Here is a 26,010-nt window from a genome sequence, read left to right as displayed (position 1 = left end):
CCTAGCTCTGGCCAAGCCTTAAGGTTTGACAGCGTTTTAGGCTATTGTTATACTCGCCACGTTGTGACACCTGTCACATGAATTAAAGGCCACGATGCATGCAGATCGAATCCCATCCTTCAACTCAGGTGAAGCAATCAGGTTGGCAGAGCTATCAGCCATTGATAACGATTGCCAGCGCAGGCCTAGCTATCATCTTGGCATTATTCAGCTTTGGCTTTGGGCCGAGCATCGATTGGTTTAAGCTTAATCTCATGCCGCTGGTTGGGGTTGGCAGTTTTTTGCTCTTTGTGATGTTAATTCCTGGCTGGGCAGCCATTCGCTGGCTTAGCCCTGCCCAAGTGCTTAGTAGAAGCGAACGCTGGGCCTTGAGTTGGTGCGTTGGGATTGCGTTGCCGCCAATCAGCTTAAACCTCTTTGCAATTCTTGGGCTAGCACTCAATCGCTGGGTGATTATCGCCTATGCCTTGATCGGGTTGCTCGCTGCAATCTGGCCAGCGCCACGCTCAAGTTGGACGACGCGGCTTAGCCAGCTTAAAACCATCAAGATTAGCGGCCATGGCTGGCTGCTTTTGAGCATTGCGCTGGTGAGCCTGCTACAACGCATGCTGGCAGTGCGCAACTTAAGCGTTGCCCAATGGAACGATGCTTATCATCATACAATTATCACGCAGCTCTTTTTAGATAATGGTGGCATTTTCGAGACATGGCAACCCTATGCAGCGTTAAACACCTTCAGCTATCACTATGGATTCCATGCGAATAGCGCCTTTTTGGCCTGGTGGAGCCAGCTCGCCGCCACAACCAGCGTGTTGTATACCGGCCAACTCCACGGCGTTGCCACCACAGTCATGGCCTACCTGCTTGGGCGCCGACTCAGCGGACGACCTAGCGTGGGCTTGATCGCCTTTGCCCTCACCAGCTTCTACAATCTCATGCCCGCTTTTTATGTTAACTGGAGCCGCTTTACCCAATTAACTGGCCAAATTATTTTGGTGGGCTTGGTCGTCGTTTGGTTTATGGCCTTGGAATACTCGCGCTTTTCGTGGAAATTGATTGGTTTAGCCACGATTCTGACCACTGGCTTGTTATTGACCCACTATTTGGTAACCCTGTTTGCGGTGGTGATGGTTGGCATGCTAATTTTGGCATTATTAGCCCTGCGCCCAACATTTGAGCAGTTAAAGCAGCTGAGCTTACGAGCGAGCGTCATTACCCTAACCAGCGCGCTGATCGCCGCGCCGTGGCTGTATACGATTATTCAGAGCAAACTTACGGCGATTGCCCGCAACTATGTGACTGGCTATAGTTCAGGCTATGCGGCAACCGTTGCCACGCTCGACCAAATTGTGCCAACCTATATTAAAGCGCCAATTATGTTGTTGGCATTTGTTGGCATTTGGCTGGCTTTTGCCCAACGCGCCTGGCGCATGCTCTTGCTATTGGTTTGGAGCCTTGGAATCGAGATTTTAGCGGTTCCATATGTCTTTAATTTGCCGATTAGTGGCATCATTAGTGGCTTCGCAGTTTCAATTATGTTGTATATTCCGATTATTCCCTTAGCCGCCTACCCCATTGGGCTGTTGCTCGATCGCTTCAGCAGCAACTGGTATCTCAAAGCTGCGGCTGTGGTTGGTTTGTATGGCTTGATCGTGTGGTCGACACCATGGCAAACGGCGATTGTGAATGAACAAAATCGGCTATTAACCAGCGCTGATGAGCAAGCGATGAATTGGATTCGCACAACAACCGAGCCAGATGCACGCTTTTTGATCAATGGGCTATCGAGCTATGGCGATGCATTAATTATTGCCGATGATGGTGGCATGTGGATTCCCTTCCTAACTGGTCGCCAAACCACCATTCCGCCATTAACCTATGGCTCGGAAAAATCCAGCGATCCAAACCTTGATCGCGACGTGTATATGCTCTATGACGCCTTGCGTTCGACCGCCTTAGAAAGCGCCGAAGGCAGCGCCTTGCTTCAGAAAAATCAGGTTGATTATATTTATACAGGCCCGCATATGGGCCAGAATGCTCAAAACACCCAGCTGAACATTCAAGCCCTTCGTTATCGGCCAGAGCAATTTCCAATTGTCTACGAGCGTGATGGAGTGGTGATCTTTGCAGTAAAGGCGCAACAATGAAACTGTGTGTGGTTGGACCAACCTATCCCTATCGTGGGGGGATTGCTCATTACACCACGCTTTTGGTCAAACACTTGCGCGAAGTTGGCCATCAGGTGCGATTTTATTCGTATACCCGCCAATATCCGCGCTGGCTTTTTCCAGGCAAAACCGATAAAGACCCTAGTGCAACGCCATTGCGAGTTGAATGCGAATATGTGCTCGACCCAACCAACCCGATTACCTGGTGGCGTTTATGCCGCAAAATTCGCGCCGATAATCCAGATTTGGTGGTGTTACAATGGTGGGTCCCCTACTGGACACCCTCGCTGAGCTATATTTCGCGCTGGCTGAAAAAACACACCAAAGCCAAAGTTGTCTATATTTGCCACAACGTCATGCCGCATGATGGCGGCGGCTTTTTGGATCGGCGCATGGCTTCGACGGTGCTCAAGCAGGGCGATGCCTTAATTGTGCATAGCGACCAAGATTTGCATCGTGCTCAAGCGCTGTTGCCGCAAGCTGCCGTGCTTAAATCGCAGCTACCAACCTTTGAAGAGGTTGCCAAGCACACCGATGCGGCGGCGATTGAAGGTTTGCGCAGCCAGCTTGGCATCGCCAGCGAGCACGATATTTTACTATTTTTTGGCTTTGTACGGCCCTACAAAGGCCTCGAATATTTGATTCAAGCCTTGCCATTGGTAGTCAAAGAGCGGCCTGTGCATTTGCTGGTGGTTGGTGAGTTTTGGGCTTCGCCCGAATTTTATCAGCGCTACACCCGCGAGTATGGGGTTGAAGCCAATGTGACGTTTGTGAATCGCTATGTGCCCAACGAAGAGCTTGGCCCGTATTTCGATCTGGCCGATGTCGTTGTTTTGCCCTATATCTCGGCAACCCAAAGCGCAGTCGTGCAATTGGCCTTTGGGCTTGGCAAGCCAGTCATCACCACCCGCGTTGGCGGTTTGCACGAAGTTGTGCGCGATGGGGTTAATGGCTTGGTTGTGCCGCCACAAGATGAAGTAGCTTTGGCCAAGGCAATTGTGCGCTATTTTCAAGAAGAGCTTAAAGCGCCGATGACGGCAGCGGTTCAGGCTGAACGCGGCCAACAATTGCATGGCTGGGAGAATCTGATCAACTGCATTGAACAAATTGGGGCCAAATAATGCGGCGGATCGTGTTTCTGATAACGATGGGCATTGAACGACCTTCGGGCCAGCGCTACTTTAATCTGGCCCGCGAGTTGGTGCGCAATGGCGATCAGGTGCGCATTTTGGCCTTACACCCCGATTTGGCCCAGTGCCAACAGCGCCGCTTTGTCCAAGATGGTGTAGAAATTTGGTATGTTGGCCAGATGCACTCGCGCAAACGCCATGGCGAGGTGCTGCCATTTTCGCCCTTGCAATTGCTCTGGGTCTTAATCAGCGCAACTTTGGGCATGCTTTGGGGCATTTTCTGCTCGCCAGCAGCCATTTATCATCTTGGCAAGCCGCAGCCCGTCAATGGATTAGCGGCGGTTTTAGGCGTAATGCTTGGGCGTGGCCAACGCTTTTGGGTCGATTGCGATGACGATGAAGTTGGCAGTAATCGGCTCACCAATCAGGCGCAGCGCATGGTCTTTGCTTTTTGGCAATGGCTTTTGCCGCGCTTGGCCAAAGGCGTAACCGTCAATACCCAAGCCTTGGCCGCCCGCATGCGCCAAGCGCGCGTGCCCAAAATTGTCTATGTGCCCAACGGCGTTGATCATAGCTTATTTCAAGCACCAGAACCAACAGTTTTGGCTGGTTTGCGCAATAGTTTGGGCTTAGCTGGCACAACAGTGATTGCCTACGTTGGCACAATTGCCCTCCACAATCACCCAATCAATTTGCTTCTCGAAGCCTTTGACCTGCAATTAAAACACGATCCACATATTCGCGTGCTGTTGATTGGCGGCGGCGAAGATTTGGGCTATATCCAAAATTGGATTCGTGAACATGGCTATCAGCAGCGGATCATCTGCCTCGGCCATCAAGATCGGCGCACGATTCCGACTTGGATGGCGCTTGCCGATGTTACGGTTGATCCCGTGTATGATGATGCGGTGGCGCAAGCACGTTCGCCATTGAAGCTATTTGAAAGTTTGGCCTTAGGCATCCCTGCGGTTACAGGCGATGTCGGCGATCGGCGCTTGATTTTGAATTTTGTCGCCGATCGCTTGATTGCGCCTGCTGGCGACGCCTTAGGTTTAGCCCAAACCCTACAAAGCGTGCTCGCAAGCTGGAGCAATGCAGATCGTCAAGCCTGTTTTGCGCGCGCTGCTGACTATGCATGGTCTGCTTTAGCGCTACGTTGGCGCACAGGCTACGAGGAATAATATGCAAATGAGCCGCCTGATCTGGCCCCAACCAATGAGCGAGCAGCATCATGATTAAGGATTCCACCGCAACCCAAGCCACTGCAAGCGAAACCCAAGCATCGGCCAAATTACCCCGGGCACGGCTTTTTCAGATTAGCTTTGGGGTTGGCGGCGTTATGTTGGCGCGGCTATTGGGTATTTTCACCCAAATTATTTTGGCCCGCCGCTTAGGTGCCGAGCAATATGGCTTATTCAACTCACTCTACGCCTTGCTGAACCCATTAATTATTCTCGCCAATTTGGGCTTGGATAATTGGCTGCTGCGCCAAAGCTCCGATCGGGTGCTGTTGAATAAATCGGTCAGTCGCGTTTTTGCTTTACGTGGCTTTGTGTTGGCTGGGCTATTATTGGCCGCCGCGCCGTTTGTGAGCATGCGCAACCCCGCCTTTACGCCGCACTTGATCGCCTTGGCCTGCGCAGGCATTATTGGCGATTTATTGGTTGGCACTGCCGATACTGCATTGCGGGCCTCGATTCAGGTGCTCAAAGCCTCTAGCCTGCAAATTGTCGTCGCGCTAAGTTTGTTTGTGCCAATTTGGCTTACGCCGCAATTGCCATTCTCAACTGTGGTGCTCTATCGTTGTATTGCGGTGGCGCTAGGTTTTGGCCTGAGCGCTTACTATTTGCATGGCATTTTGCGCTGGGTTTGGCAGCCGCGCCAATGGATTAATACGATTCGCGAGGCCCGCTTCTACTTTGTTTCCGAAGTTATGGCCTACCTGACCTTGCGCGTCGACCTCTTTTTGGTGGCCTTGCTCTTACCAACGATCGATTCGGGAATTTATGCGCCACCGCTAGCGATTATCAACAATACTTTTTTGGTGCCGAGCATTACCGCCCAAATTTTGCTCCCGATGATCGTCAAGCATTCGCCAAAATCGCCACTGTATCGGCGGGTCATTCGCTTGGCAATTGGCTTGAGCATCCTGTATGGTTTGGCATGGTTCGCGCTGCTCACATGGTATTCCGATTGGATTATCAACCTGATGTATGGCGCGCAATATGCCGATGCAATTCCATTGTTGCAAATTATGGCGATAATTCCCTTGCTCAAGAGCCTGAATTTTTGCTGGGCGACCTTTATGGTTTCCAACGATCAGCAGCCATTACGGGTCAAATTGCAAACTATCGGCGCGACCATTAGCATTCTCGGCAATTTTGTGGTGATTCCGTTGTATGGCTTGCAAGGCGTGGCGATTATCAATATGATCACCGAAATTGCCCTGTTTATCTCGTATGGATATGGTGCTTGGCTAACCTATCAGAAAGTGATGCGATGAAGGTTTTGTTGTTAAACGCCCATTCGCCGCAAAATGCTGGCGATTTGGCCTTGCTTGAGCAATCGTTGGCCCATTTACAGGCAGCGTTTCCTCACGCCGATTTGAGTTATGTGATCAATCAGCCAGAGCCAGCAGCTTGGCTGCCAGCCAATGTGCCATATATTCGTTCGATTCACGAACATAAAACCAATTTGATCAAAGATGCTCCCAAGTCACGGCGCAAATGGCTGATGCTTGGCTTGGCAATCTGGTTGGTCAGCATCAGCTTAATTTATCGCTGGACAGGCCTCAAACTCAGGCCACGGGCAACTAGTGCTTGGCGCGAATTACTTGATCATTATTTTGAGGCCGATGTAACTGCGGCGATTGGTGGTGGCTATTTGTACGCCACCAAAGCCTTTGACCTTAACTATATTTGGGTTTGGTTGGGCGTGGCCTTGCCGGTGCTGATGGGCAAGCCGCTGGTGCTGTTGCCGCAATCGTTTGGGCCAGTCACTGGCAAGCTCAACCAACTGCTGTTGGCATGGTTGGTCAATCGCTCGGTGCTGGCTTATGCTCGCGAGGAGCGCTCGCAACAGTATTTGTATAACATTGGAGTGAATCAACCAGTCCATGTTGTGCCCGATGTGGCCTTCAATTGCCCAACTGTCGAGCCAGCCCAAGCCGAAGCCTATTTGGCACGTTGGTGGCAACCAGCCAAACGCCCAGCCTTGGTGGTTGGCCTTACGGCGATGGATTTTGGCATTCAGCATCCAGGCTCTGGCTTTAGCCATGGTCAGCGCTACGAACAAGCCTTGCTTGATTTGATTCAGCATATCAGCCAGCGCAACGATGTGCATATCTTGGTATTTGCCCAATGTGTGGGCGCGAGCGAGGCCGAGGATGATCGGGTTGTGGCGCGGCGTTTGCTGGCTCAATTGCCTGCTGAAACCCCAATTACCTTTATTGATGATCGTTTGCAGCCAGCGATGCTCAAGCAATTGTATAGCCAGCTTGATTTGTTGGTGGCAACCCGCTTGCATTCGGCGATTTTTGCCTTGAGCAGCAACACGCCAAGTTTTGTGATTGGCTATTTGCACAAATCGGCGGGCGTTATGCAGATGCTGGGCTTAGCTGATTATCAAATTCCGATCGAATCGATTGAGAGTGCCAACCTTATCAGCGCATTCGACCAAACCGTTGCCGCGCGCAGCTTGATTAAAAGCCTGATGCACAGCACAATACCCAGCCTGCAAAGCCAACTAGCGCGCTTGCCCAGCCAAATTCGGGCAGCGGTTGGCAATTGGTTACGAGGAGCAAAGTAGCAAAGTATATGGATAAAATAACTGTCGCTCATGTGATTACCGGCTTTGCCAGCGCCGAAGGTGCTGGAGGCTCAGCGCTGTTTGGCATCGAAGTTGCCCGCGCCCTCGATAAAAGCCGCTTTCGACCAATTGTCTGTGGAATTCATCGCTACGAAGCTCCATCCGAGCAACGCTGGCTCGAAACTTTGGCTGCTGAAGGCATCGAAACCAGAATTATGGTGCCAGAACGCAGAAAATTGCGCTACGATATGGTGCGTTTTAGTGCCTTATTCAATCAACTGATTCAAGAGCAAGCAGTTGATATTATTCATACCCACGTCGAACGGATCGAATTTTTCATTAGTGTGCAAAAACTTTTGCACCCAAGCTACTACCCCAAATTAGTGCGAACCCTGCATATCAACTCGATGTGGGTAACGAGGCCGTTGGTGCGGCGCTTGATGAACATTGCCTACACCCAATTGTTTAGCGAAGAAATTGCGATTTCGCAAGCCACCAAAACGATGCTTGATCAGCGGATGGCGGCGCGGGTTTTTGGGCGTTCAGCAACGCTGATTCAAAATAGCCTACCCTTGGCTCGCTTGCAAAAATTCGATCTGCCAAAACAGCACATCCCGTTTAGCCCACCACGCTTCTTATTAATTGGGCGGCTAGAAATTCAAAAAGCCCAAGATATTTTTATTCAAGCGGCGGCCTTGGTGCTGCAACACGCTCCAAATGCAGAATTTTGGCTCGCAGGCGAAGGCACGCAAGAAGCTAATTTCCGCCAGCTTGCAGCCAATCTAGCGATTGAGCATGCAATAACATTCCTTGGGCCACGCGATGATATTCCCGAGGTTTTGAGCCACGTTGATGTGCTAGTTTCAACCTCGCGCTGGGAAGGCTTCGCAACGGTTATTTTGGAAGCAATGGCAGCGCGCACGCCAATTATTGCCAGCGATATTGGCGGCAACAACGAGCAAGTGGTCGATGGCGAGACGGGGCTATTGGTTGAGGCAGAAAATGCTAGCGCTGTGGCCGAAGCCATGATTTGGATGCTGGAACATCCCAGCGAAGCGGCGCTGATGGGCCAGCGCGGCTACGAGTGGGGGCAGCAATTCACGATGGAGCGCACTGCTGCCCAGTATGAGGCAATCTACGAACGGCTGATTAGGGAGCAAAAATATCGACCTTGAGTTTGCCAAGATCAAGCTTTTCGTCGCTTTTAGCATCAATGACCAGCGTTACCTGATCAGGGCCAAGCAACACCTTATAATTGCCAAACACATCGCCGACCACCACCACGTAGCGATGAGGTGGAATATTTTCAAAGACAAAATCGCCCTGATCATCGGCAATCGTGATTGGGCTTTTAGCAGTGTTGAGCACAAAATTAGTTTGGCCCTGATCATTATCATAGGCTTCAGCCAATTGAACGGGCACTTGGCTATAGGGTTGGTTATTGGTTGGGTTGCTAACATTACCAAAAACCGTTGTCCGGCCACTTTCAGGATCTTTGATCTGGCTCAAATCGCGATCTTCGGCGATCATGAGGGTTGGGGTTGGCAGGGTTGCTACCGTGGGCAAGGTGTTATTAGCGGTTGGCAAGGGGTTGGTTGTAGCGGGCAAACTACTATCGCTACAGCCAACCAACGCTCCAAGGATCAAGCCTGTCAGAATAATTTTGCGCATAGACAATGTACCTCTTTCTTAAAACACGAAATTAGCGCCGAGTGATATGCAAGCGACTTTTATGCTCAAAGCGAAATTCAGCTTGGCGATTACGAAAGAAATCATCGATAGCCTGGCGACAACCAGACCAACTCTCATAGTCGTCAATGACTAAGATGCCGCCTTGAACCAGATGCGGCACAATCCGTTCAAGACAAACCATCACTGAATCGTACCAATCACAATCAATATGGGCAAAAGCGACTGGCTGATCGATCTGGAGGCTATCTTCGTATAAGCCTTTTACTAGGCTTACATGGTGTTGCTCAATTGGGTAGCCTGCATCGGCAAAGGCGGCAATTACCTTTTGATCAAGCGCCTCTTCGTAGCCATAGTAGCGGCGATTCCCAAGCCCAGGCGATTTACCAGTGCTAATCACTTCGTAGCGTTGATGCACATCGTGACCATCACGCTCTGACGGTGGCGGAATCATGCCAAAGACATCATAAATTGCAAATGGACGTTGTTTAGCTTTGACACTGGTAATCACAATCGCTGAGCCACCAGCAGCACAGCCCAGTTCGAGCATTTGACCAGCTATCCCTTGTTGTTCAAGCTCACGCACCGCCAAGCCAAGATCGATTAAGGCAGCTTGATCAAGGTAGGTTAAGTGCTGTTTTTGGACATGACTGATCGCACTTACCAGCTTTGGCTGCACCCGATTGAGCGTACTCAAACGCCATGTGTTGATCAGTTTTGACGAGCTATTCTTTAAGCGTGCTTTGATTCCCAAATCTGGCAACTCCTCGTTAATCGAGCGAAATTAACCCCTCTAAACAGCCTTAAACTCGCTAATTAACCCAAAAGGATTAGTCAGTTTTAAGCAGGTTTACGGGCGATTAGCGCATAATTTTTGCACATTCCAGCTTCGGTAAATTTATAGTGCAGATCGAGGCGACTAAACAGTAATGATGTAGCCACGAGGATTGGGCGCAACAGAAGCGCGGCCAAACTACCGCCTAAACCTGCCCAGCCGCCACCATAAAAGCGTGGATTGAGCCGCAAACTGCGTACCGCTAAATCAGCCTGATAGGCCAAGGTTCCATAATAGCCTTCAAGCCATTGGGTTTGCTCAACCTGAAAACCAGCTTGGGTCAACTGCTGCTGAAAGCCAAATTGCGTATAGCGATAAAAATCAAACGGCACTTCATGCTCTTCATAAAACAAAGGAGCTGAAAGCCAAAGCGTCCCATTGGGCTTGAGCAGCCGCAGCATCTCCTTTAATACCAGCTGAGGCTCAGGTAAATGCTCCAATACTTGGGTCAGCAAAATCAAATCGTAGCGCTGATCCTCAACCGGCACTGCTGCCAAATCGCAGACATACGTCATCGTAGCGTAGGCTTTATCAACTTGGCAAAAGTCGGCTGATTCATAGGTGACGTGCTGAAAAAAACGCTGATAGGCAGCATCACCAGCGCCAGCATCAAGCATGCGCTGACCTGGTTGCATACGTTGAGCAGCCTGCTGAACAAATTGCTCAAGGTAGACGCGTGATGAATTTTTGGCATAACGACGCAGAATTTTTGGCAAAATTGCCATAGTAAATTCCTAAAACATTAATTAACGAAACCGCTGCCAAGCATACCATGCTGTTAAGCCATCAGCAAACCTAGCGAAGAATGATTAAACCGATTAATAATCCCCCGATTAGCCAAGATGGAGTATTGCCCTGAACCTATGATCTTGTGATACTATAGCAAGCATCCAAGGGAATACCTATCGAAGTGTTTAGGTAAATTAACGGTCTTATAAAGGAGTTCATCCATGACGTTTGCGAAGCTGCGTGTACGGGCAATGATGGTTGCCTTGTTGCTTTCAATCTTTGCAGTAGGCGGTCGGGGCGTATCAGCTCAAACCAACGCCTATGCAACCGCCTTCACCACCTCAATTACCTACCAAAACATTGGTGCTGGTACAGCAAACATTAACTTGACCATTTACAGCTCAACTGGTGTTGCATCACCGGTTCCAGCCTCAACCTTGGCTCAAAATGGCGCTGGCTCGTTCTTCGTTGGCTCAGTTAGCAGCTTCGGCACGAGCTTCAATGGTTCAGCAGTTATCTCAGCTGATCAACCAATCGCTGCAACCTTGGTCCAAATTCCAGCAGCAGCCTCAGTTGTAAAAAACCGCCCATTGTCGAATGGTTTCTCAAGCGGTTCAGCAACCGTTTTGATTCCAACCGTTTTGAAGTCATTTGCTAACTACACCAGCAAATTTGTCATTCAAAACACCGACTCAGTTGCGAACGATTTCAAGATTGAATTCGTCACCCCAACCGGTGTTTCATACACTGCCAACCCAACCAACATCTTGCCAAACGCTTCAGTTTACTATGATGCTGGCACGATTGCTGAATTGGGCGCAAGCTTCAATGGTTCAGTGCGCGTAACCGCCACAAAGAATGGCACCACCAACCCAGGTAGCGCTGTTGGTACCGCGCTTGAATTGCAAACCAACGGTGCTGGTGCTTATGCTTCACAAGCATTCCCATCAACCGCTGCTGCAAACAAAGTCTACATGGCAACTTCGCTGTGTAACTTGGTCATTCCAAGTGGCGCAACCACCTCGTTCTATGCAGTCCAAAATGCAGGTACTTCAGCAGCTAGCGTTACCGTCACCTATGTTGGTACCGCTAATGGCAACCCAGTCAACGTAACTTCACCAGCTGTAACGATTGCTGCTGGCTCAAAAGCTAGCTTCAACCCATGTAGCCAAGGCGCAACCACGTTGGCACCAAACGGCTTTAGTGGCTCAGCAACCATCAACTCAAACCAACCAATCTTGGCGATTGGCAAGGTTAGTGGTGGTGGCTTGTATACCGCATTCGAAGGTGCAACCGCTGGTAGCGCTAAGACTGCATTGCCATACGTTCGCTGGTTGGCTCCAGCTCAAGGTGGCCAACAAACCTTCATCGCTATCCAAAATGTTGGTACGGCTGCTGCAACCAATGTTACCGTCAAGTACTACAACGCAAGCGGTGCATTGATTGGTACGCACACCATCCCAAGCATCGGAATTGGCGCTAAGGCTAGCTCAAACCCAACTAGCGCAACTCCAAGCGCTGCTGGCATGGGCGTTGGCGGCGGTTCAGCTGTGGTTGAAGGCAATGGCGCTAGTTTGATCGTGGTTACCCGGGTAACTTCACCTGTCGGCACAAGCACCACCGGCGAAGACTACAACGGTATTCCTTTCAACTAGGCTTAAACCTTTGAGGATTCCCTTGGGCCTGCTCCAGCAATGGAGCAGGCTTTTTTTGTGCATATAAAAAACGCCAGTTCGGGTGAACTGGCGTTTTTGCTTGGTTCGCTGAGTTTATGCCAACACAGATGTATAGACTGGGCTGCACCATTCGCGGCGCTTGGCATCTTGACCATGGGTTGCTGCATAATACAGGCTACGCAGCTGAGTGAAGATTGGGCCAATCTCGCCATTGCCAACCGCGCGATGATCAACCTCTACCACTGGGGTAACTTCCACGCCCGTCCCGCAGAAGAAGATTTCATCGGCTGCATACAATTCGGTCCGGTCAATTGTGCGCTCAACAACCTGCAAGCCAAGCTCTTCAGTCGCCAGTTGTTTGATAACATGGCGGGTAATGCCCTCAAGAATGTTATCGGTGATGCCTGGGGTATACAATACGCCATTGCGGACTACATAGATGTTTTCGGCACTGCCTTCGCAAACATGGCCATCTTGGGTCAAAACAATGCCTTCATCAAAGCCATTTTGCATGGCTTCGCTCTTAACCAGCGCTGAATTGACATACGATCCCGTAGCTTTCAGCCGCGCTGGAATCGCATTATCATCAATACGGCGCCACGAGCTAATGCCAACTTTCAAGCCAGCTTCTTTTTCAATATATTTGCCAAACGGAATCGCCCAAATTGTAAAATCATCGCTGATGTCGTGCAAGCGCACCCCGATACCTTCAAACGATTTGTAAGCTAACGGGCGAATATAGACATCGCTGCGAAATTCTTCGCGCCGTAATAATTCGAGCGTCGTTTCGGCCAGTTGCTCAACAGTGTAGGGCAAGCGAATTTGCAACACTTTGCACGAGCGCAACAAGCGTTCGTAGTGGGCGTGCAAATGAAATACATACAATTGCTCGTCGGCTTCGTTCCAATAGGCCCGAATGCCTTCAAAACAGCCAGTGCCATAATTCAACGCATGGTTCATAACACTGACTTTGGCATCAGCAATCGGCACAATTTCCCCTTTGAAAAAGGCAAAACGATTGGTTGACATAGCTACTCCTTAATTGTAGGCAAGAATTAATTAGCTGCTGGAAGTGGCCACGCTCTGACGCCGAAATGGCCATTTGCCATTGACAATGATCACGCCCAGCAAAATCAAACATAAACCAATCAGCATATCGCTGCGAATGGCTTCATTCAAAAACAGCCAGCCCCAAAAAATCGCGAAGATTGGCAAAATATAGGTTACTTGCGAGGTACGCGCCGCCCCAACCTGCTTAACCAACCAGAAATAGAGAATCTGAGCGATTGCAGTGCCCAAAATGGCCAAGCCAAAGAGCGAGCCAAGCGAAACTAAACTCGGCGTTTGCCAACTATTATGGTCAACGACAATCGCGATTGGCAAGAGCATGAGCGCGCCACTCGCCATCTGGCCAAATGCTGGAATGAGCGCTGGCAAGCTGCCAAAGGTGCGGCGCACATACAACGTGCCAATGCCATACATCGCTGAAGCAATAATACAGGCAATTTGGCCCCACGTATCCAAGCTATCAATGTTGCCAATTGAGCGCGAAAAGAGATAGACGACCCCAGCAAAGCCCAGCAAAATGCCAAAGGTGCGCACTCCAGTCAGGCGTTCTGAGCGCACAAAGCTAAACGCCAGAATCACCGTCCATAACGGGGTCGTCGCATTATAGATCGAAGCTAGCCCGCTGGCATTGGCGCCCATTTTGTGCTCGCCCCAGGCAAAGAGGCAGTAGGGCAAGGCCGCATTAATAAAGCCAACAAAGCCCAGCGAATACCAAAGCTTGCGCTCACGGGGTAAACTAATTTTTTGCCAGCGCAAGACTGCATAAATTAACACCGCAGCAATGGCCAGTCGCAGAAACACAAAGCTAATTGGCGGAATTGTTTCTACGCCCAGCCGAATGAATAAAAACGATGCTCCCCAAACTAACGCTAGAATCATCAATACGCCCATTTGCCGCAGTGTCATACCACAAGTTCCTTCCTTGCAAGCCAACAATCGATCGATCCAACCGAGGCCTAGCAATCTGCTCCAAGGTTGTTTTGGCGCACCAAAATCACATCAATGGGGTTGTTTCGCGCCAAGCCCGAGCAGCAAGTTGGCCGCAACGCAAGACATGGCGGGTCAAAACATCGCCCAATAGGCGAATGCCACGATCAATTAATTCTGGTGATTGGGTGGCAAAACAAAGCCGCAGGTGCGCATTGCGTGGCGGTTGGGGAAAGAAAACATTGCCAAGGGTTACGCCAACGCCTGCTTCAATCGCCTCGGTATAAATATCGGTGCCATTCAATCCAGCGGGCAAGGTCAGCCAATAGCATAACCCGCCGCGTGGATGGGTCCATTGAATATCACGGGGACAATAGCGGTTGAGCGCCCGTTCCATGGCATCGCGGCGCTCGCGATAGAGTTCGCGCACATAGCGCAGATGGGCTGCCAACTGGCCGCGGCCAAGGTAATCGGCCAAAGCCCGTTGCAACAACGGCGAACAATGCAAATCGTTGCCCCGTTTGGCAGCAAGCAATGGGTTCAATAGTTCATCACGGGCAACCAAGTAGCCCAAACGCAAGCCAGGAGTCAAAATTTTGGAGAAACTGCCAAGATACACAACCCGCCCATTGGTATCGCGAGCTTTGACTGGGTGCGGTGGCTGGGTATCATAGCTCAACGGCCCATACACATCATCTTCTAAAATAATCAGATTATGCTCTTCGGCCAAGTGTAATAGCGCTGCTTGGCGTTCTGGTGAAAGGCAAACTCCGGTTGGATTGTGAAAGGTTGGCACGGTGTAGAGCAACCGTGGTTTGTATTCGCATAATACCCGTTGCAAAATATCCAGCCGCAAGCCTTGGTCATCCAAGGGAATGCCGATCAGGCGCACACCCAACGCTGTCGCTTGTTCGATAAAGCCCAAGTAGGTTGGTTCTTCAACCAACACCACATCGCCTTGGCGCACAAAGGCCTTTAATGCCAAAGCCACACCTTGCTGCGCGCCAGTCGTAACCAGCACATGGTCGGGCGAGGTCACAACATTACGATCAAGCAGCCATGTTGCAATCGCTTCGCGTAAACATAATTCGCCTTGGGTTGGGCCATAGCCTAAAGCGCTCGGATCGCGCAGGGCTTGTTGAATTGCCCGACCAATTTCGCGCACCGGAAAGGTTTCTTCGGCAGGCGAGGCTTGGGCAAAGGAGATCAGGTTGGGCTGTTGCGCCAAGCGCAGCATGTCGGCCAGCATGCCTTGGCTAATCCACGGGGTTTGCAGCTCGTCGCCAGCGCGTTGGCGCAACTCGTATTCGGGAATAATGGGCTTCGAGCGTTCAGCGACGAAGGTGCCACGCCCGACGTAGGCCTCAACCCAACCACTTGCTTGCAATTCACTATAGGCATTGTGGACAGTCAAGCGAGTAAGGCCTAGGGATTCGGCTAAATCGCGCACTGGTGGCAATTTGGTGCCAGCGGGCAAAGATCCACTCCGAATCCGTTCTTGTAATTGTTCGGACAATTGGATGTAGAGTGGCTTGGCATGTTGGCGATCGAGCTGAAATTCCATGGTTGGCCTTTCTGTGGAAGGATTGGCAATTAAAGACAATGGCGTAGAGCTCTATTGTACCAGCCCTACGCCATTATTGTCATCTATGCCATGACAAGTGAGAAGACAAGCAGGACAATTGGTAGGACAATAAAGACATTCAGTGGGTTTTTGATTGTCCAATGGGCTGTTGTATCAATTGGCATCCATGATTGTTGGCTGGTTGAGCTAAATATATTGGTTGATTCTTGCTTATACATTGCATTAGTTCCTTTTTGTTGTAACTATTAGCTGAAACTAATGTACCATTCAGTTAAAAGATTGTAGAGTGACAATTACACATTGTACACTAGGACATATTGTCAACATTTGTTAATGACTCGGAGTTAATCTGGGGTATTTCAGGCTTGCAGGGGTAAATAAATTGTAAAAATACTGCCTTCTCCAACTTGGCTGCTCACGTTGATTGTGCCACCGTGGAGATCGACAATTTCTTTGACGACGAAGAGTCCAATGCCCAGCCCTGCCACATGGCTGTGGGCTGCATTACTGGCGCGATAAAAGCGGGTAAATAAGTTTGGCAGGGCTTCAGCTGGAATGCCAATCCCCTGATCGCGAATCGCAACAATCGCTTGCTGCCCATCGCGGTCGACTCGCACCAGCACTTCGGTTTGCTCGGGGCTATATTTAAGCGCATTGTTGATCAAATTGATAAATACTTGCTCCAAGCGCATTGAATCGCCCATGACTTGAATTGGTTGGCTGGTGAGGCATTGGTAACTAATTTGATGATGGTCGGTTGTCAGCGCCAAATCATTGACCAAATTATGCAGCAGTTGAGCAAGATCGATCTGATCGTGCTGCATATCAAGCTGGCCCATTTCAATTCGCGAAACATCGAGCAAGGCTGTAACCATTTTGTTCATACGATTGGCTTGGGCTTCGATTGCTTGGAGCGAACGCTGAAGCCGCTCATCTTCATAGTTTAGGCGTTCGAGGCGGCGCAAACTTAATTGCGATTGGCCAAGCAACGTCGTCAGCGGGTTTTTTAACTCGTGCGAGGCAATCGATAAAAACACATCGCGCAGACGGACTGCATCTTGAGCTTGGCGATACAGATGGGCCTGCTCAAGCGCCAAAACCATACGTTGGCCTAGTTCCTCAGCCAATTCAAAATCAATTTGGTCAAAATCGCGTTCAGCATGCAAAAAGACAATTGCCCCACTTAGTTGATGTTGATCTTTAAATGGGATGATAATTGCTGATTGATAGCCAAGTGGCAAGCCTTGATCGATGATTTGAGCTTTGCCGCTGGCAATCGCTGGAGCAAAAGCCTGGTGTTCATGCCAATCGATCAATGGTTGCTCAGCGCTACTATAGCTGGTCATTGGCTCATCATCGGGGTCGAGCATAAGATACAAGCCGCAGGCAGTGCAAAAATTTGGAGTTGGTAGCGCAGCGCTGGTTGCTAAAACCTGGCTCAAATCGATTGTCGAGGCCAATTGATTATGTAATGTGCGTAGCAAACGTTGGCCAAATTCATCGCGATAGCGCTCGGTTACATCGCGAAAGACCATTACAGCGCCAATGACCTGTTGTTCGCGATCGTAAATTGGCGCGGCGCTATCCTCGATAGCAACATAACCATTGCCTTGGCGCATCACCACCGAATTGCTTAAGGTAACAATTTCTTCGTGTTCCAAGGCGGTATTAACAGGATGTGCAAGCGCTTGTTTGCTGATGGGATCGAAAATCGCCGCTACCTCATTGATCGATTTGCCCAGCGCTTGGGCTTCGGGCCAGCCAGTAATCGTGCTGGCGATGTGGTTCATAAAGGTAATTTGGCCAGCAGTATCGGTGGTTAATACTGCATCACCGATGCTAGCGAGGGTTACTGCAAACCATTCGCGTTGGTTGCGCAGCTCATTGGCAGTTTGTTCGCGACGGCGCACATCGCGCTTGGTTAACACCATGGTGCCAATCACAAAAGCACTGGCGATTAAGGTGGCGAAGGCCAAGGCAAACCCAGCTCGTTGCACGTTGAGTTTGGTTTGGGCAGCCCGTTCAAGTGCCCGATTATTTTCACGGATCAGCAAGCCATTTACAATTTGGCGAATTGTATCCATATGTTCTTTGCCTTGATTTTCCAGCACAATAATTTGCGCTGCTTCAAAGCCTTGCGTGCGCCGCAATTCGATTGTTGTAATAAGCTCTTGTTGTTGCTGTTGAATGAGGTTTTTTAAATCCGGAAGCCGCGAATAAAAAATTGGACGGGTCGTACTATTAGCTTCAATCTCAGCAATTAATCCAGGTAGCTCAATTTGGGCAATTTTGTAGGGTTCTAAATACTGCTCGCTGCCAGTAATAATAAAGCCACGTTGACCAGTTTCTGCATCGGTCAACAAGGCTAAAAGCCGATTTAAGCGATTGGTCATCGTTTCCGATTCAATTACATTCGCATTATTAGCTTGAATGGTTAACAGATATTGCCATGACAGAAGGCCATTGACGATAATGATAAATGCTGCTAGCATGAACCAACGAGTTAACTTGTGTGATCCTACTGTTTTCATCATAGCCATCTCAACACATCCGACCCCACATTTAATAACCATGAGATGCAAGCAGTTCTACCGAATCATCGCCTAGCGAGCTTTGACCGACGTTACAACTGTCGTTATAAAGCGCTGTTGCAGCGATTGCAACCTATGGAGTACTCGGTGTGTTTGAATTGTAGCATATTCATGCCACAGCATTTACCCCTAGCGGTTTCAACATCCACTGATAACTGATCTGCATAGCTTCGGCTAGCGCAATCACAGGAAGGAGCATTGTATGTTCAATGCCCAACAACGAACCGTTTTAGAACGCCAAGCAGTCTGGTTGTTTTGCCAACATGTTGAAAACTTCTGGCATGATTTTGTGCCACCTCAAGGCTATGGGATTATTGATGGTGATTCGTTGCAACCACCGCAATTTCCAGCGATTCGCCGCACCTCAATGGCAATCGAAGCCCATCCTTCTGATCAGCAATCATTCTTTGTGGTGTGTCAACGCCGCGATGCGATAAATGGCAAATGGTATCGATTACAACGCTTGTTTAACTACCAAATTTTAGCCAATTTGGCTGTAGGTTAAGCAAAAAGAGGCCAAAACGTGGTCTAGCAATTGCACAGCTTGATTAAGCTGTGCAATTTGCGCTGTTTGCTTGCCAATGGATTTTAACTGGAGTACAATTTTTCCTTGGATAGAGCTTCCGTTCAGCCATTTAAGGAGTTGTGTCGTTTTGAGTAAGAAAATTCGCGTAGCCATTATCGGCGTGGGCAACTGTGCCTCGTCGCTCGTTCAAGGGATTGAATTTTACAAAAATGCCAACGAGAACGACCGCATTCCTGGTTTGATGCACGTCAATCTTGGTGGGTATCATGTCAGTGATATTGAATTCACCGCTGGCTTCGATATTAATATTACGAAGGTAGGCAAGGATTTGTCTGAGGCGATTTTCGCCGAGCCAAACAACACCTATAAATTCTCCGAAGTGCCCCACTTGAATGTGCCAGTCTATCGCGGCATGACCCACGATGGTTTGGGCAAATATCTGAGCCAAGTGATTGAAAAAGCACCTGGCTCAACCGCAGATATTGTTAAAATTCTGCGCGATACCAAAACCGATGTGGTCATTAGCTACCTGCCAGTTGGCTCGGAAATGGCCACCAAATGGTATGTTGAGCAAATTCTCGAAGCAGGCTGTGCCTTCATCAACTGTGTGCCAGTCTTTATTGCCAGCCAAGAATACTGGCGCAAGCGCTTCGAAGAAAAGAACTTGCCAATTATTGGCGACGATATCAAATCACAGGTTGGCGCAACGATTGTGCACCGCGTGCTGACCAACTTGTTTGAGCAACGGGGCGTGCACTTAGATCGCACGTATCAATTGAATTTTGGTGGCAACACCGACTTCTACAACATGCTCGAACGCGAACGCTTGGAATCGAAAAAGATTTCCAAGACCAACGCTGTTACCAGCCAATTGCCCTATGGCTTGCCTGACCAAAACGTCCACGTTGGCCCAAGCGATTATGTGCCATGGTTAACCGACCGCAAGTGGTGCTATATCCGCATGGAAGGCACAACCTTTGGCAACGTACCATTGAACGCCGAAGTTAAGCTCGAAGTGTGGGATTCGCCAAACTCTGCTGGTGTGGTGCTCGATGCCATTCGCTGTGCCAAGTTGGCGCTTGATCGTGGCGTTGGTGGGGCTTTGTACGCACCTTCATCGTACTTTATGAAAACTCCACCAGAACAATACACCGACGACGAAGCTCACCGCCGCACCGAACAATTTATTGCTGGCGAATAGTTGAGGGAAAGCATAGAGCATAGAGCACTGTGAGGGGTTAGGGATCAGGGACTAGGTAGCAGACACTAGGGCTCAGAGTATAACTTAGCTCAGCTTTTAAACAGATTGGCACAGATGAACAAGATTATTGCTTGATGATTCTGTGCCTAACCGCTGGCTCCTGACAGCTAGTCCCTATCGCAGCTCTATGTTCTATGCTCTTTGTTCTAAAGTATTATGAATACACTAAAATTGTATCGGTTGGCAATGCGCTGGTTGCCGCGTTTCCCCAATTGGCTGGTCTATGCAGCCTGCGATGTTTGCGCTCTTTTGGCGCTATTCAGCCCCAAACTCCGCCGTAACACCCGCTCAAATTTGGCTCGGGTTGCCCCCAAAACGCGAGGCCTAGCCCGTTTGTACGTGCAATCGCGGGTGATTGCTAATGTTTTGCGCCATTATGCCGATCTTGTGCGCTTGCCAGCGTGGAGCTTGGAGCAGATGCGCCAACGCTTCGATTACTCTGGCCTAGAGCATTTGCAGGCGCTGGCCGAAACTGGCGGCTTGTTGGTGGTTGCCCACACTGGCGCGTTTAGCACAGGGCTTTCGGTCTTGGCGGCCCATGGTTTGCCCGTGGTGCTGGTTGTCGAGGCCATCGAGCCACCAGAATATTTGCAGTTGGTCAAAGAATTGCGCGAAGCCCATGGCGGCGAGTTGATTGTGCTTGGGCCAAATGCAGGCCGCGAAGTGCTCAAAGCACTGCGAGCTAAGAAAATTGTGGTTTTAGCAGGCGATCGCGATTTGGCTTCGCAAGCGATCAAAATCCCCTTCTTTGGCGAGTTGGCCGATGTGCCAATTGGCCCAGCGCGCTTGGCGTTACGTGGCTGGCCAGTGGCGCTTGGCAGCTGCGCATGGTTTGGCGCCAATGAGCCATTCTTTCGCGTCGATCCCATTCGCTACTTTAAAGCCTTGCCCGATGAAACCGCCGACCAAGCAGCAGAACGAGTAGCACGTGAAATGCTGAGCTATTTGGAAACCTGGATTGTCCGCTGGCCTGCAAGTTGGGGCGTGCTGCAACCAGTTTGGCCTGAACGCGCCAACGATTGAATTTCGTGCTACTATTGGGCCAATACAGGCAATCTGCTGATTCGCTAAATAACTAGCATACAAAGGAAGGCCACGCCCATGGCCACGATGCCAATGAGTGAAACCTATATTCAACCAAGCGAACCAACGCGCAGCCATCCTTGGCGGGTGATTATTCAAATTCCCTGTTTGAACGAAGAAGAAACCTTGCCAGCGGTGTTGAATGATATTCCCTTGGATTTACCCAATGTGCATTTTGAAACCCTCGTCATCGACGATGGCTCAACTGATCGCACAGTTGAGGTGGCGCGTGAGCTTGGGGTTAACTACATTGTGCGCCATCGGGGGCGCAAAGGCCTGCCGGCAGCTTTTCAATCGGGCATGGATGCGGCGCTCAAACTTGGCGCTGATATTATCGTCAACACCGATGGCGACCATCAATATCCAGGCTCGGCGATTCCAGAGCTAATCAAGCCAATTTTAGAGGGCAAGGCCGATATTGTGATTGGCGACCGCCAAACCCAAAACGTCGAGCATTTTTCAACCCAAAAGAAATTACTGCAACGGGTTGGCAGCTGGGTTGTACGGGTTGCTTCCGATACCGATGTGCCCGATGCACCAAGCGGTTTTCGCGCCTACTCCAAAGAAGCTGGCTTGCGCTTGTATGTCACCAGCGAATTTTCCTACACGATTGAAAATTTAATTCAAGCTGGCAAGCGCCGCCTAAATGTTGACCATGTGGCAATTACCACCAAGCCAACCAGACCATCACGCTTGCATCGTGGCAATTTCAATTTTGTTAAACGCCAAGGCGCGACGATTATTCGAACCTATGCCCAATATGAGCCGCTGAAAACCTTCACCTACTTTGCGCTGCCGTTTTTGCTGATTGGTGGCGGCCTGCTGCTGCGCTTTATGATCTACTACCTGCTTGATCCGAATCAGACCTATACCCGCTATTTACAATCGGTTTTTATTGGCGGCGTATTTATGATTGTCGGCATTTTGACCTTCTTTATTGGCATTTTGGCCGACTTGAGCGGCAACAATCGCCGGATCAACGAAGAAATTCTCTATCGCTTGCGCAACCTTGAAGTCGAGGTCGCACGCCGCTCCCCACCAACCGAAGGCCAAGAAATTCACGAGTAGCTACGAAAATCAGAAGTCAAAAATCAAAAGGCAAAAGGGATCAGGCTATTGGCTATTTGCTTAGGTCACTGCATCCATTGTTTAACGCAGAGGCGCAGAGCGGATGAAGCTTTTGGCTTGGATGATTATTGCAAATCCCAACCATTGTTCCGCTAGCCCTCATCCCTCAACCTTCATCCTTTCGGATTATAATAGGCCTATCGTCCCGCACTTTGTTTTGGGAGGCTTATGATGAATCAGTTTGATGATGTACGTGCCGTATTATGCGATATGGATGGGGTTTTAGTCCACGGCGCGCAAATTATTCCTGGCGCACCGGAGTTTTTGGGTCGACTTCGGGCTTCAGGCCGCAAATTTCTAGTTTTGACCAACAATTCAATTTATACGCCGCGCGATTTGCAAGCGCGTTTGGCACGGATTGGCTTGCCCTTAGAAATTGAAGATATTTATACCTCGGCCTTGGCCACCGCCAAATTTCTCGATTCGCAACGGCCAAATGGCACAGCTTTCGTCATTGGCGAGGCTGGTTTGACCAATGCGCTCTACGATGTTGGCTATACAATGACCGAGCATGACCCCGATTATGTGGTGATTGGCGAAACTACATCCTACAGCTTTGAACGGATCACCCAAGCTGTGCGGTTAGTTGCTGCTGGCTCACGCCTGATCGGAACTAACCCTGATGTTTCGGGACCATCGGAGCGGGGAATTTTGCCAGCATGTGGCGCGGTTGTGGCCTTAATTCAGGCTGCGACGAATGCAGAGGCCTATTTTGTGGGCAAGCCCAACCCAGTGATGATGCGCACCGCCTTGCGTACCATCGAGGCCCACGCCGCCGAAGCGATGATGATTGGCGACCGCATGGACACCGATATTATTGGCGGTACCGAGGCAGGCATGCGCACCGCCCTCGTGCTTTCGGGCATGATGACCCGCTTGGATGCAGAACGCTATCCCTATCGCCCAACCGCCATTATTGAATCGGTTGCTGAATTGTTCAATTAAATAGCAAACGTCCGCTGGTGAGCAACAGCGGACGTTCGCTCTAATCACTTATTCTAAACCGTTGCTTTGGCAGTTGCGCCTAGGCTGACTGCATGGTCACCGAGCGCTTCGGTTAACGTTTTAGCATCGATCACGCTGCTATTGGCAGCAGTTGGGAAACTCCGCTCGCGCACTTCGTGGGCATATTGATTCAGTGCTTGCTCAATCGTGCTACCTAAATCGGCGTAGCGCTTGGTATGGCGTGGCAGATGATCGCTATATAAGCCCAAAATATCGTGCCAAACTTGCACCTCACCATCGCAACCAACCCCTGCGCCAATGCCAATCGTCGGAATATGCAACCGCTCAGTGATGGCTTTGGCCAAGGCAGCAGGAATTAGCTCCAACACAATCGCGAACGCGCCAGCAGCTTCCAAGGCCAAGGCATCTTCGAGCAACTGGCGGGCATGAGCAACGGTTTTGCCCTGCACGCGCATCCCAATTTGGTTAACTGATTGCGGCGTAAAGCCCAAGTGGCCCATCACGGGAATGCCCAAATCGACCAAGCGGCGCACGGTCGACGCCATATTCGCGCCGCCTTCAAGTTTCACCGCGCCACAACCGCCAAGCTGCATCAATTTGCCAGCATTTTGGATGGCCTGCTCAGGGCTGGTATAGCTCAAAAATGGCAAATCGCTCACCACGAGGGCTTTGCTGCTCCCGCGCATCACGGCTTTGGTGTGATAGACAATTTCATCGATTGTGACAGGCACGGTTGAGCTATTGCCCTGCACGACCATGCCCAACGAATCGCCGACCAAAATCAAGGGAATATCGGTACGATCGATCAATTGGGCGCTAGTGTAGTCGTAAGCAGTCACCATCACCAAGCGTTCGGCTCGATCTTTCATCCGTTGAATATCGCTCAATTGGGTACGCATTGCTTAGCTCCTTTGCTTGGTTGAAAAAAAAGTGTTTAACGTGTTGATTCACGAAGGGCACGAAGATCGCGAATGTTAAGGCTATTGGCTATTGGAGTTGGATCTAAAGTTTCTGACAAATCCCCGATAGTCCAAAGCCACTGAAACCACGAAGAACGCGAAGGTCACGAAGGGTAAGGCTATGGGCTTTTGGCTATTGGCTTTGGATCTAAAGTTTCTGACAAATCCCCGATAGTCCAAAGCTTGAAGCCTATAGCCCTTCTTCTCTGCGCCTCTGCGTTAAAAATCCACAAAGATTACTTTTCGCCACGAATTGCACGAATTGCATGAATAATTATTTTTAGCCACAGATTGCACAGATTTTTGGGATTATGTTCCTACTCCCCGATAGCCCATAGATGTAATGGTTCATCACATTAACCACCATCGTTCTTTTCCACCCTTCCGTCCCGCCAGCGGGAAACGCAGGGGGCTTTAATCCCCCTGCACCCCCTCAAGGACAATTCGTGAGCGAACCGCATCCATTGATGACCCTGCGGATGCGTGGTAGACAGTGAAAACCAACCCTTGGGATAGGGTTGCGATGCGGGAATGCTGCGGTTACTAAGGCAATAAACCATTACACATAGCCCATAGCCATCCTTCCTCTGCGCCGCTGCATTAAAAACGAAACCCCGCTATCTCGCCCCTATTTTGACTTTTGACTTTTGACTTTTGATTTCATCCCTCATCCCTCATACTTTCTTAGGGTTAACAATGGTTGAGTTGCCTCAATGCACGCTCGATACAAGCGCGCAATCTCGGGAGCATTGACATCGAGCGCCTGAAGATGGCGTTCGACCGTGCCATAATCGCCGCGAGCCAATGGGCCAGTTAATGCTTGCGGCAAGCCAAGCCGCGCCAAATTCTCGACGTTATCGCGCAATAATGGCACGAGCGCTTGCAAGGCTTCTGGCCCCGACCAACCGCAAAGTTGCAGCAAATCGACGGCTCGCGCCGCAAGGGTAATAGCATAATTGGCCGAGAGCACGGCGGCACTGTGATACAGCACTTTATGCGCGGCCTGAATTGGGCGGGGAAGTCCACCAACAGCCTGAACAAGCTCGGCCAGCACAGCATACAGCGCTGGATCGGCCTCGATTGCCCAAGTAATGGCTTGGGGTAACGGAGTTGTGCTGCTAGCAAACGGAGCCAATGGATGACAACTAGCAACCTGGCAACCAAGCAATTGCAAGGGCTGCAACACACTGCTGGTCAAAGCGCCCGAACAATGGGCCACAATGCCAGTGCCATGCGGCAGGGTTGCAGCGAGTGATTGGGCTAACGGCGCCAATTGATCATCGGGGATCGTCAGAAAAACGAGTTGGGCTTGAGTGAATAACGCATCAGGTGCCAGCACCGAGCATTCAAGCTGCTGGGCCAAAGCTTGGGCCGACGTTGCTGAACGTGAGGAAACACCAGCAAGCGGATAGCCAGCCCGCTTTAAAGCCAAAGCCAAAGCAGTGCCAACCTTGCCTGCGCCAAGCATGCCGACCGTCGGTCGAGCGGAAAAAGCCATAAAAAAACCTCCGCAACGCCGAATCGCGTCAGCCGAGGAGAACGAAGCACATCACTGTGTACTTACCATCTCGGTCGGTTGCGATCCAAGTGGTGTTTGAAACCAGAAAACGAACCAGTGCTTCCCGCCAACAATGGTCGAGAGCATGATCATTGTAGCACGTTCTGTTAAATGTCAATCAATCCAAGCAAAATTGGGCTTGGTTTGGCTTTTAGCGCTGTGCTTGAATGCTAGATTTAGCCCCAGCTTCGATAGCTTCGCGGCTCCGACCGAAAATTCCTGCGCTCCAAAAATTATTTCGCCACCCTTCCGTCCCTCCGCCGGAGGGAAACGCCGGGGGTTTTCCTCCCCCAGCACCCCCAAATGTTTTTCCGTAGAGTATTA

Annotated in this window: 22 protein-coding genes; 12 read left to right on the top strand and 10 right to left on the bottom strand. The window is 50.2% G+C overall.

The features are described 5' to 3' along the window. Positions 1–98 precede the first annotated feature (98 nt). Genes SE18_RS13910 through SE18_RS13885 form a run of 6 tightly spaced genes read left to right on the top strand, consistent with a single transcriptional unit; the run spans position 99 to position 8,280 of the window. Positions 99–2,147 (top strand): hypothetical protein, encoded by a 2,049-nt coding sequence (locus SE18_RS13910; protein ID WP_054535071.1) that lies wholly within the window; start codon positions 99–101, stop codon positions 2,145–2,147. An 8-nt stretch (positions 2,148–2,155) separates the two neighbouring features. Further along, positions 2,156–3,289 (top strand): glycosyltransferase, encoded by a 1,134-nt coding sequence (locus tag SE18_RS13905; protein ID WP_236706873.1) that lies wholly within the window; start codon positions 2,156–2,158, stop codon positions 3,287–3,289. Then, complete coding sequence (locus SE18_RS13900) at positions 3,289–4,479, top strand: glycosyltransferase (protein ID WP_054535069.1); 1,191 nt, start codon at positions 3,289–3,291, stop codon at positions 4,477–4,479. Before SE18_RS13905 ends, SE18_RS13900 begins: the two co-directional genes overlap by 1 nt. A 50-nt stretch (positions 4,480–4,529) precedes the next feature. Then, on the top strand, positions 4,530–5,801 hold the full coding sequence (locus tag SE18_RS13895) for a lipopolysaccharide biosynthesis protein (protein WP_054535068.1): 1,272 nt from the start codon (positions 4,530–4,532) through the stop codon (positions 5,799–5,801). Continuing rightward, on the top strand, positions 5,798–7,105 hold the full coding sequence (locus SE18_RS13890; RefSeq protein ID WP_054535067.1) for a polysaccharide pyruvyl transferase family protein: 1,308 nt from the start codon (positions 5,798–5,800) through the stop codon (positions 7,103–7,105). The genes SE18_RS13895 and SE18_RS13890 overlap by 4 nt, the downstream gene beginning before the upstream one ends. An 8-nt stretch (positions 7,106–7,113) precedes the next feature. Continuing rightward, complete coding sequence (locus SE18_RS13885) at positions 7,114–8,280, top strand: glycosyltransferase family 4 protein (RefSeq protein WP_054535066.1); 1,167 nt, start codon at positions 7,114–7,116, stop codon at positions 8,278–8,280. On the opposite strand, the gene SE18_RS13880 is transcribed toward SE18_RS13885, so the two are convergent. The 3 genes from SE18_RS13880 to SE18_RS13870 form a co-directional block, all read right to left on the bottom strand. Next, the gene (locus tag SE18_RS13880; protein WP_054535065.1) at positions 8,255–8,776 is read right to left on the bottom strand and encodes a hypothetical protein; all 522 of its coding nucleotides are present in this window, start codon (positions 8,774–8,776) and stop codon (positions 8,255–8,257) included. The two genes, SE18_RS13885 and SE18_RS13880, sit on opposite strands and share 26 nt — an antisense overlap. Positions 8,777–8,807: 31 nt before the next feature. Next, positions 8,808–9,548 carry a TylF/MycF/NovP-related O-methyltransferase gene (locus SE18_RS13875; RefSeq protein WP_054535064.1) on the bottom strand — a complete coding sequence of 247 codons (741 nt, stop codon included), beginning with the start codon at positions 9,546–9,548 and terminating at the stop codon, positions 8,808–8,810. A gap of 86 nt (positions 9,549–9,634) precedes the next feature. Then, complete coding sequence (locus SE18_RS13870; RefSeq protein ID WP_054535063.1) at positions 9,635–10,354, bottom strand: class I SAM-dependent methyltransferase; 720 nt, start codon at positions 10,352–10,354, stop codon at positions 9,635–9,637. Positions 10,355–10,579: 225 nt separating this feature from the next. On the opposite strand from SE18_RS13870, the gene SE18_RS13865 reads away from it, so the two are divergent. Beyond that, positions 10,580–12,013, top strand: coding sequence for a hypothetical protein (locus SE18_RS13865; RefSeq protein ID WP_054535062.1), 1,434 nt, complete (start codon positions 10,580–10,582; stop codon positions 12,011–12,013). Positions 12,014–12,127: 114 nt separating this feature from the next. Here the strand turns inward: SE18_RS13865 and SE18_RS13860 are convergent, their stop codons facing one another. The 5 genes from SE18_RS13860 to SE18_RS13845 all read right to left on the bottom strand — a co-directional run bounded on the left by SE18_RS13860 (position 12,128) and on the right by SE18_RS13845 (position 18,148). Then, on the bottom strand, positions 12,128–13,063 hold the full coding sequence (locus SE18_RS13860; protein WP_054535061.1) for a branched-chain amino acid transaminase: 936 nt from the start codon (positions 13,061–13,063) through the stop codon (positions 12,128–12,130). A gap of 30 nt (positions 13,064–13,093) precedes the next feature. Then, positions 13,094–14,008, bottom strand: a complete 915-nt coding sequence (locus tag SE18_RS13855; RefSeq protein ID WP_054535060.1) for a DMT family transporter — start codon at positions 14,006–14,008, stop codon at positions 13,094–13,096. An 88-nt stretch (positions 14,009–14,096) separates the two neighbouring features. After that, positions 14,097–15,593: a MocR-like pyridoxine biosynthesis transcription factor PdxR gene (gene pdxR / locus SE18_RS13850; RefSeq protein ID WP_054535059.1), complete on the bottom strand. Its 1,497-nt coding sequence runs from the start codon at positions 15,591–15,593 to the stop codon at positions 14,097–14,099. Between the two features lie 83 nt (positions 15,594–15,676). Then, positions 15,677–15,832 carry a hypothetical protein gene (locus tag SE18_RS27515; RefSeq protein ID WP_160319513.1) on the bottom strand — a complete coding sequence of 52 codons (156 nt, stop codon included), beginning with the start codon at positions 15,830–15,832 and terminating at the stop codon, positions 15,677–15,679. Between the two features lie 141 nt (positions 15,833–15,973). Next, positions 15,974–18,148 carry a sensor histidine kinase gene (locus SE18_RS13845; protein ID WP_160319512.1) on the bottom strand — a complete coding sequence of 725 codons (2,175 nt, stop codon included), beginning with the start codon at positions 18,146–18,148 and terminating at the stop codon, positions 15,974–15,976. A 259-nt stretch (positions 18,149–18,407) separates the two neighbouring features. On the opposite strand from SE18_RS13845, the gene SE18_RS13840 reads away from it, so the two are divergent. From SE18_RS13840 to SE18_RS13820, 5 genes are all read left to right on the top strand, one after another. After that, positions 18,408–18,710: a hypothetical protein gene (locus SE18_RS13840; RefSeq protein WP_054535057.1), complete on the top strand. Its 303-nt coding sequence runs from the start codon at positions 18,408–18,410 to the stop codon at positions 18,708–18,710. A gap of 148 nt (positions 18,711–18,858) precedes the next feature. Further along, on the top strand, positions 18,859–19,932 hold the full coding sequence (locus tag SE18_RS13835; RefSeq protein WP_054535056.1) for an inositol-3-phosphate synthase: 1,074 nt from the start codon (positions 18,859–18,861) through the stop codon (positions 19,930–19,932). Positions 19,933–20,148: 216 nt separating this feature from the next. Next, positions 20,149–21,015: a lysophospholipid acyltransferase family protein gene (locus tag SE18_RS13830; RefSeq protein ID WP_083469906.1), complete on the top strand. Its 867-nt coding sequence runs from the start codon at positions 20,149–20,151 to the stop codon at positions 21,013–21,015. Positions 21,016–21,093: 78 nt separating this feature from the next. Continuing rightward, positions 21,094–22,143, top strand: coding sequence for a glycosyltransferase family 2 protein (locus SE18_RS13825; protein WP_083469905.1), 1,050 nt, complete (start codon positions 21,094–21,096; stop codon positions 22,141–22,143). 231 nt (positions 22,144–22,374) lie between these two features. Then, the gene (locus SE18_RS13820; RefSeq protein ID WP_054535054.1) at positions 22,375–23,148 is read left to right on the top strand and encodes an HAD-IIA family hydrolase; all 774 of its coding nucleotides are present in this window, start codon (positions 22,375–22,377) and stop codon (positions 23,146–23,148) included. A gap of 53 nt (positions 23,149–23,201) precedes the next feature. On the opposite strand, the gene panB is transcribed toward SE18_RS13820, so the two are convergent. Both panB and SE18_RS13810 read right to left on the bottom strand, forming a co-directional pair. Then, positions 23,202–24,068 (bottom strand): 3-methyl-2-oxobutanoate hydroxymethyltransferase, encoded by an 867-nt coding sequence (gene panB / locus SE18_RS13815; RefSeq protein WP_054535053.1) that lies wholly within the window; start codon positions 24,066–24,068, stop codon positions 23,202–23,204. 727 nt (positions 24,069–24,795) lie between these two features. Continuing rightward, entirely contained in the window at positions 24,796–25,626 is an 831-nt protein-coding gene (locus tag SE18_RS13810; RefSeq protein ID WP_054535052.1) for a Rossmann-like and DUF2520 domain-containing protein, read from the bottom strand. Between the last annotated feature and the right edge of the window lie 384 nt (positions 25,627–26,010).

It is taken from the genome of Herpetosiphon geysericola (genome assembly GCF_001306135.1).
In the GTDB taxonomy this organism is placed as follows: domain Bacteria; phylum Chloroflexota; class Chloroflexia; order Chloroflexales; family Herpetosiphonaceae; genus Herpetosiphon; species Herpetosiphon geysericola.
The sequence above is the reverse complement of the archived record's forward strand: the minus strand, read 5'-3'. Positions and strand labels throughout refer to the sequence as shown.

Excerpts from the sequence above, each read along its gene's own strand:
- SE18_RS13825 (WP_083469905.1), top strand. The coding sequence starts at position 21,094 with ATGGCCACGATGCCAATGAGTGAAACCTATATTCAACCAAGCGAACCA.
- SE18_RS13890 (WP_054535067.1), top strand. The coding sequence starts at position 5,798 with ATGAAGGTTTTGTTGTTAAACGCCCATTCGCCGCAAAATGCTGGCGAT.
- SE18_RS13895 (WP_054535068.1), top strand. The coding sequence starts at position 4,530 with ATGATTAAGGATTCCACCGCAACCCAAGCCACTGCAAGCGAAACCCAA.
- panB (WP_054535053.1), bottom strand. The coding sequence starts at position 24,068 with ATGCGTACCCAATTGAGCGATATTCAACGGATGAAAGATCGAGCCGAA.
- SE18_RS13880 (WP_054535065.1), bottom strand. The coding sequence starts at position 8,776 with ATGCGCAAAATTATTCTGACAGGCTTGATCCTTGGAGCGTTGGTTGGC.
- SE18_RS13860 (WP_054535061.1), bottom strand. The coding sequence starts at position 13,063 with ATGTCAACCAATCGTTTTGCCTTTTTCAAAGGGGAAATTGTGCCGATT.
- SE18_RS13820 (WP_054535054.1), top strand. The coding sequence starts at position 22,375 with ATGAATCAGTTTGATGATGTACGTGCCGTATTATGCGATATGGATGGG.
- pdxR (WP_054535059.1), bottom strand. The coding sequence starts at position 15,593 with ATGGAATTTCAGCTCGATCGCCAACATGCCAAGCCACTCTACATCCAA.
- SE18_RS13830 (WP_083469906.1), top strand. The coding sequence starts at position 20,149 with ATGAATACACTAAAATTGTATCGGTTGGCAATGCGCTGGTTGCCGCGT.
- SE18_RS13840 (WP_054535057.1), top strand. The coding sequence starts at position 18,408 with ATGTTCAATGCCCAACAACGAACCGTTTTAGAACGCCAAGCAGTCTGG.
- SE18_RS13885 (WP_054535066.1), top strand. The coding sequence starts at position 7,114 with ATGGATAAAATAACTGTCGCTCATGTGATTACCGGCTTTGCCAGCGCC.
- SE18_RS13870 (WP_054535063.1), bottom strand. The coding sequence starts at position 10,354 with ATGGCAATTTTGCCAAAAATTCTGCGTCGTTATGCCAAAAATTCATCA.
- SE18_RS27515 (WP_160319513.1), bottom strand. The coding sequence starts at position 15,832 with ATGTATAAGCAAGAATCAACCAATATATTTAGCTCAACCAGCCAACAA.
- SE18_RS13900 (WP_054535069.1), top strand. The coding sequence starts at position 3,289 with ATGCGGCGGATCGTGTTTCTGATAACGATGGGCATTGAACGACCTTCG.
- SE18_RS13910 (WP_054535071.1), top strand. The coding sequence starts at position 99 with ATGCAGATCGAATCCCATCCTTCAACTCAGGTGAAGCAATCAGGTTGG.
- SE18_RS13810 (WP_054535052.1), bottom strand. The coding sequence starts at position 25,626 with ATGGCTTTTTCCGCTCGACCGACGGTCGGCATGCTTGGCGCAGGCAAG.
- SE18_RS13865 (WP_054535062.1), top strand. The coding sequence starts at position 10,580 with ATGACGTTTGCGAAGCTGCGTGTACGGGCAATGATGGTTGCCTTGTTG.
- SE18_RS13855 (WP_054535060.1), bottom strand. The coding sequence starts at position 14,008 with ATGACACTGCGGCAAATGGGCGTATTGATGATTCTAGCGTTAGTTTGG.
- SE18_RS13845 (WP_160319512.1), bottom strand. The coding sequence starts at position 18,148 with ATGATGAAAACAGTAGGATCACACAAGTTAACTCGTTGGTTCATGCTA.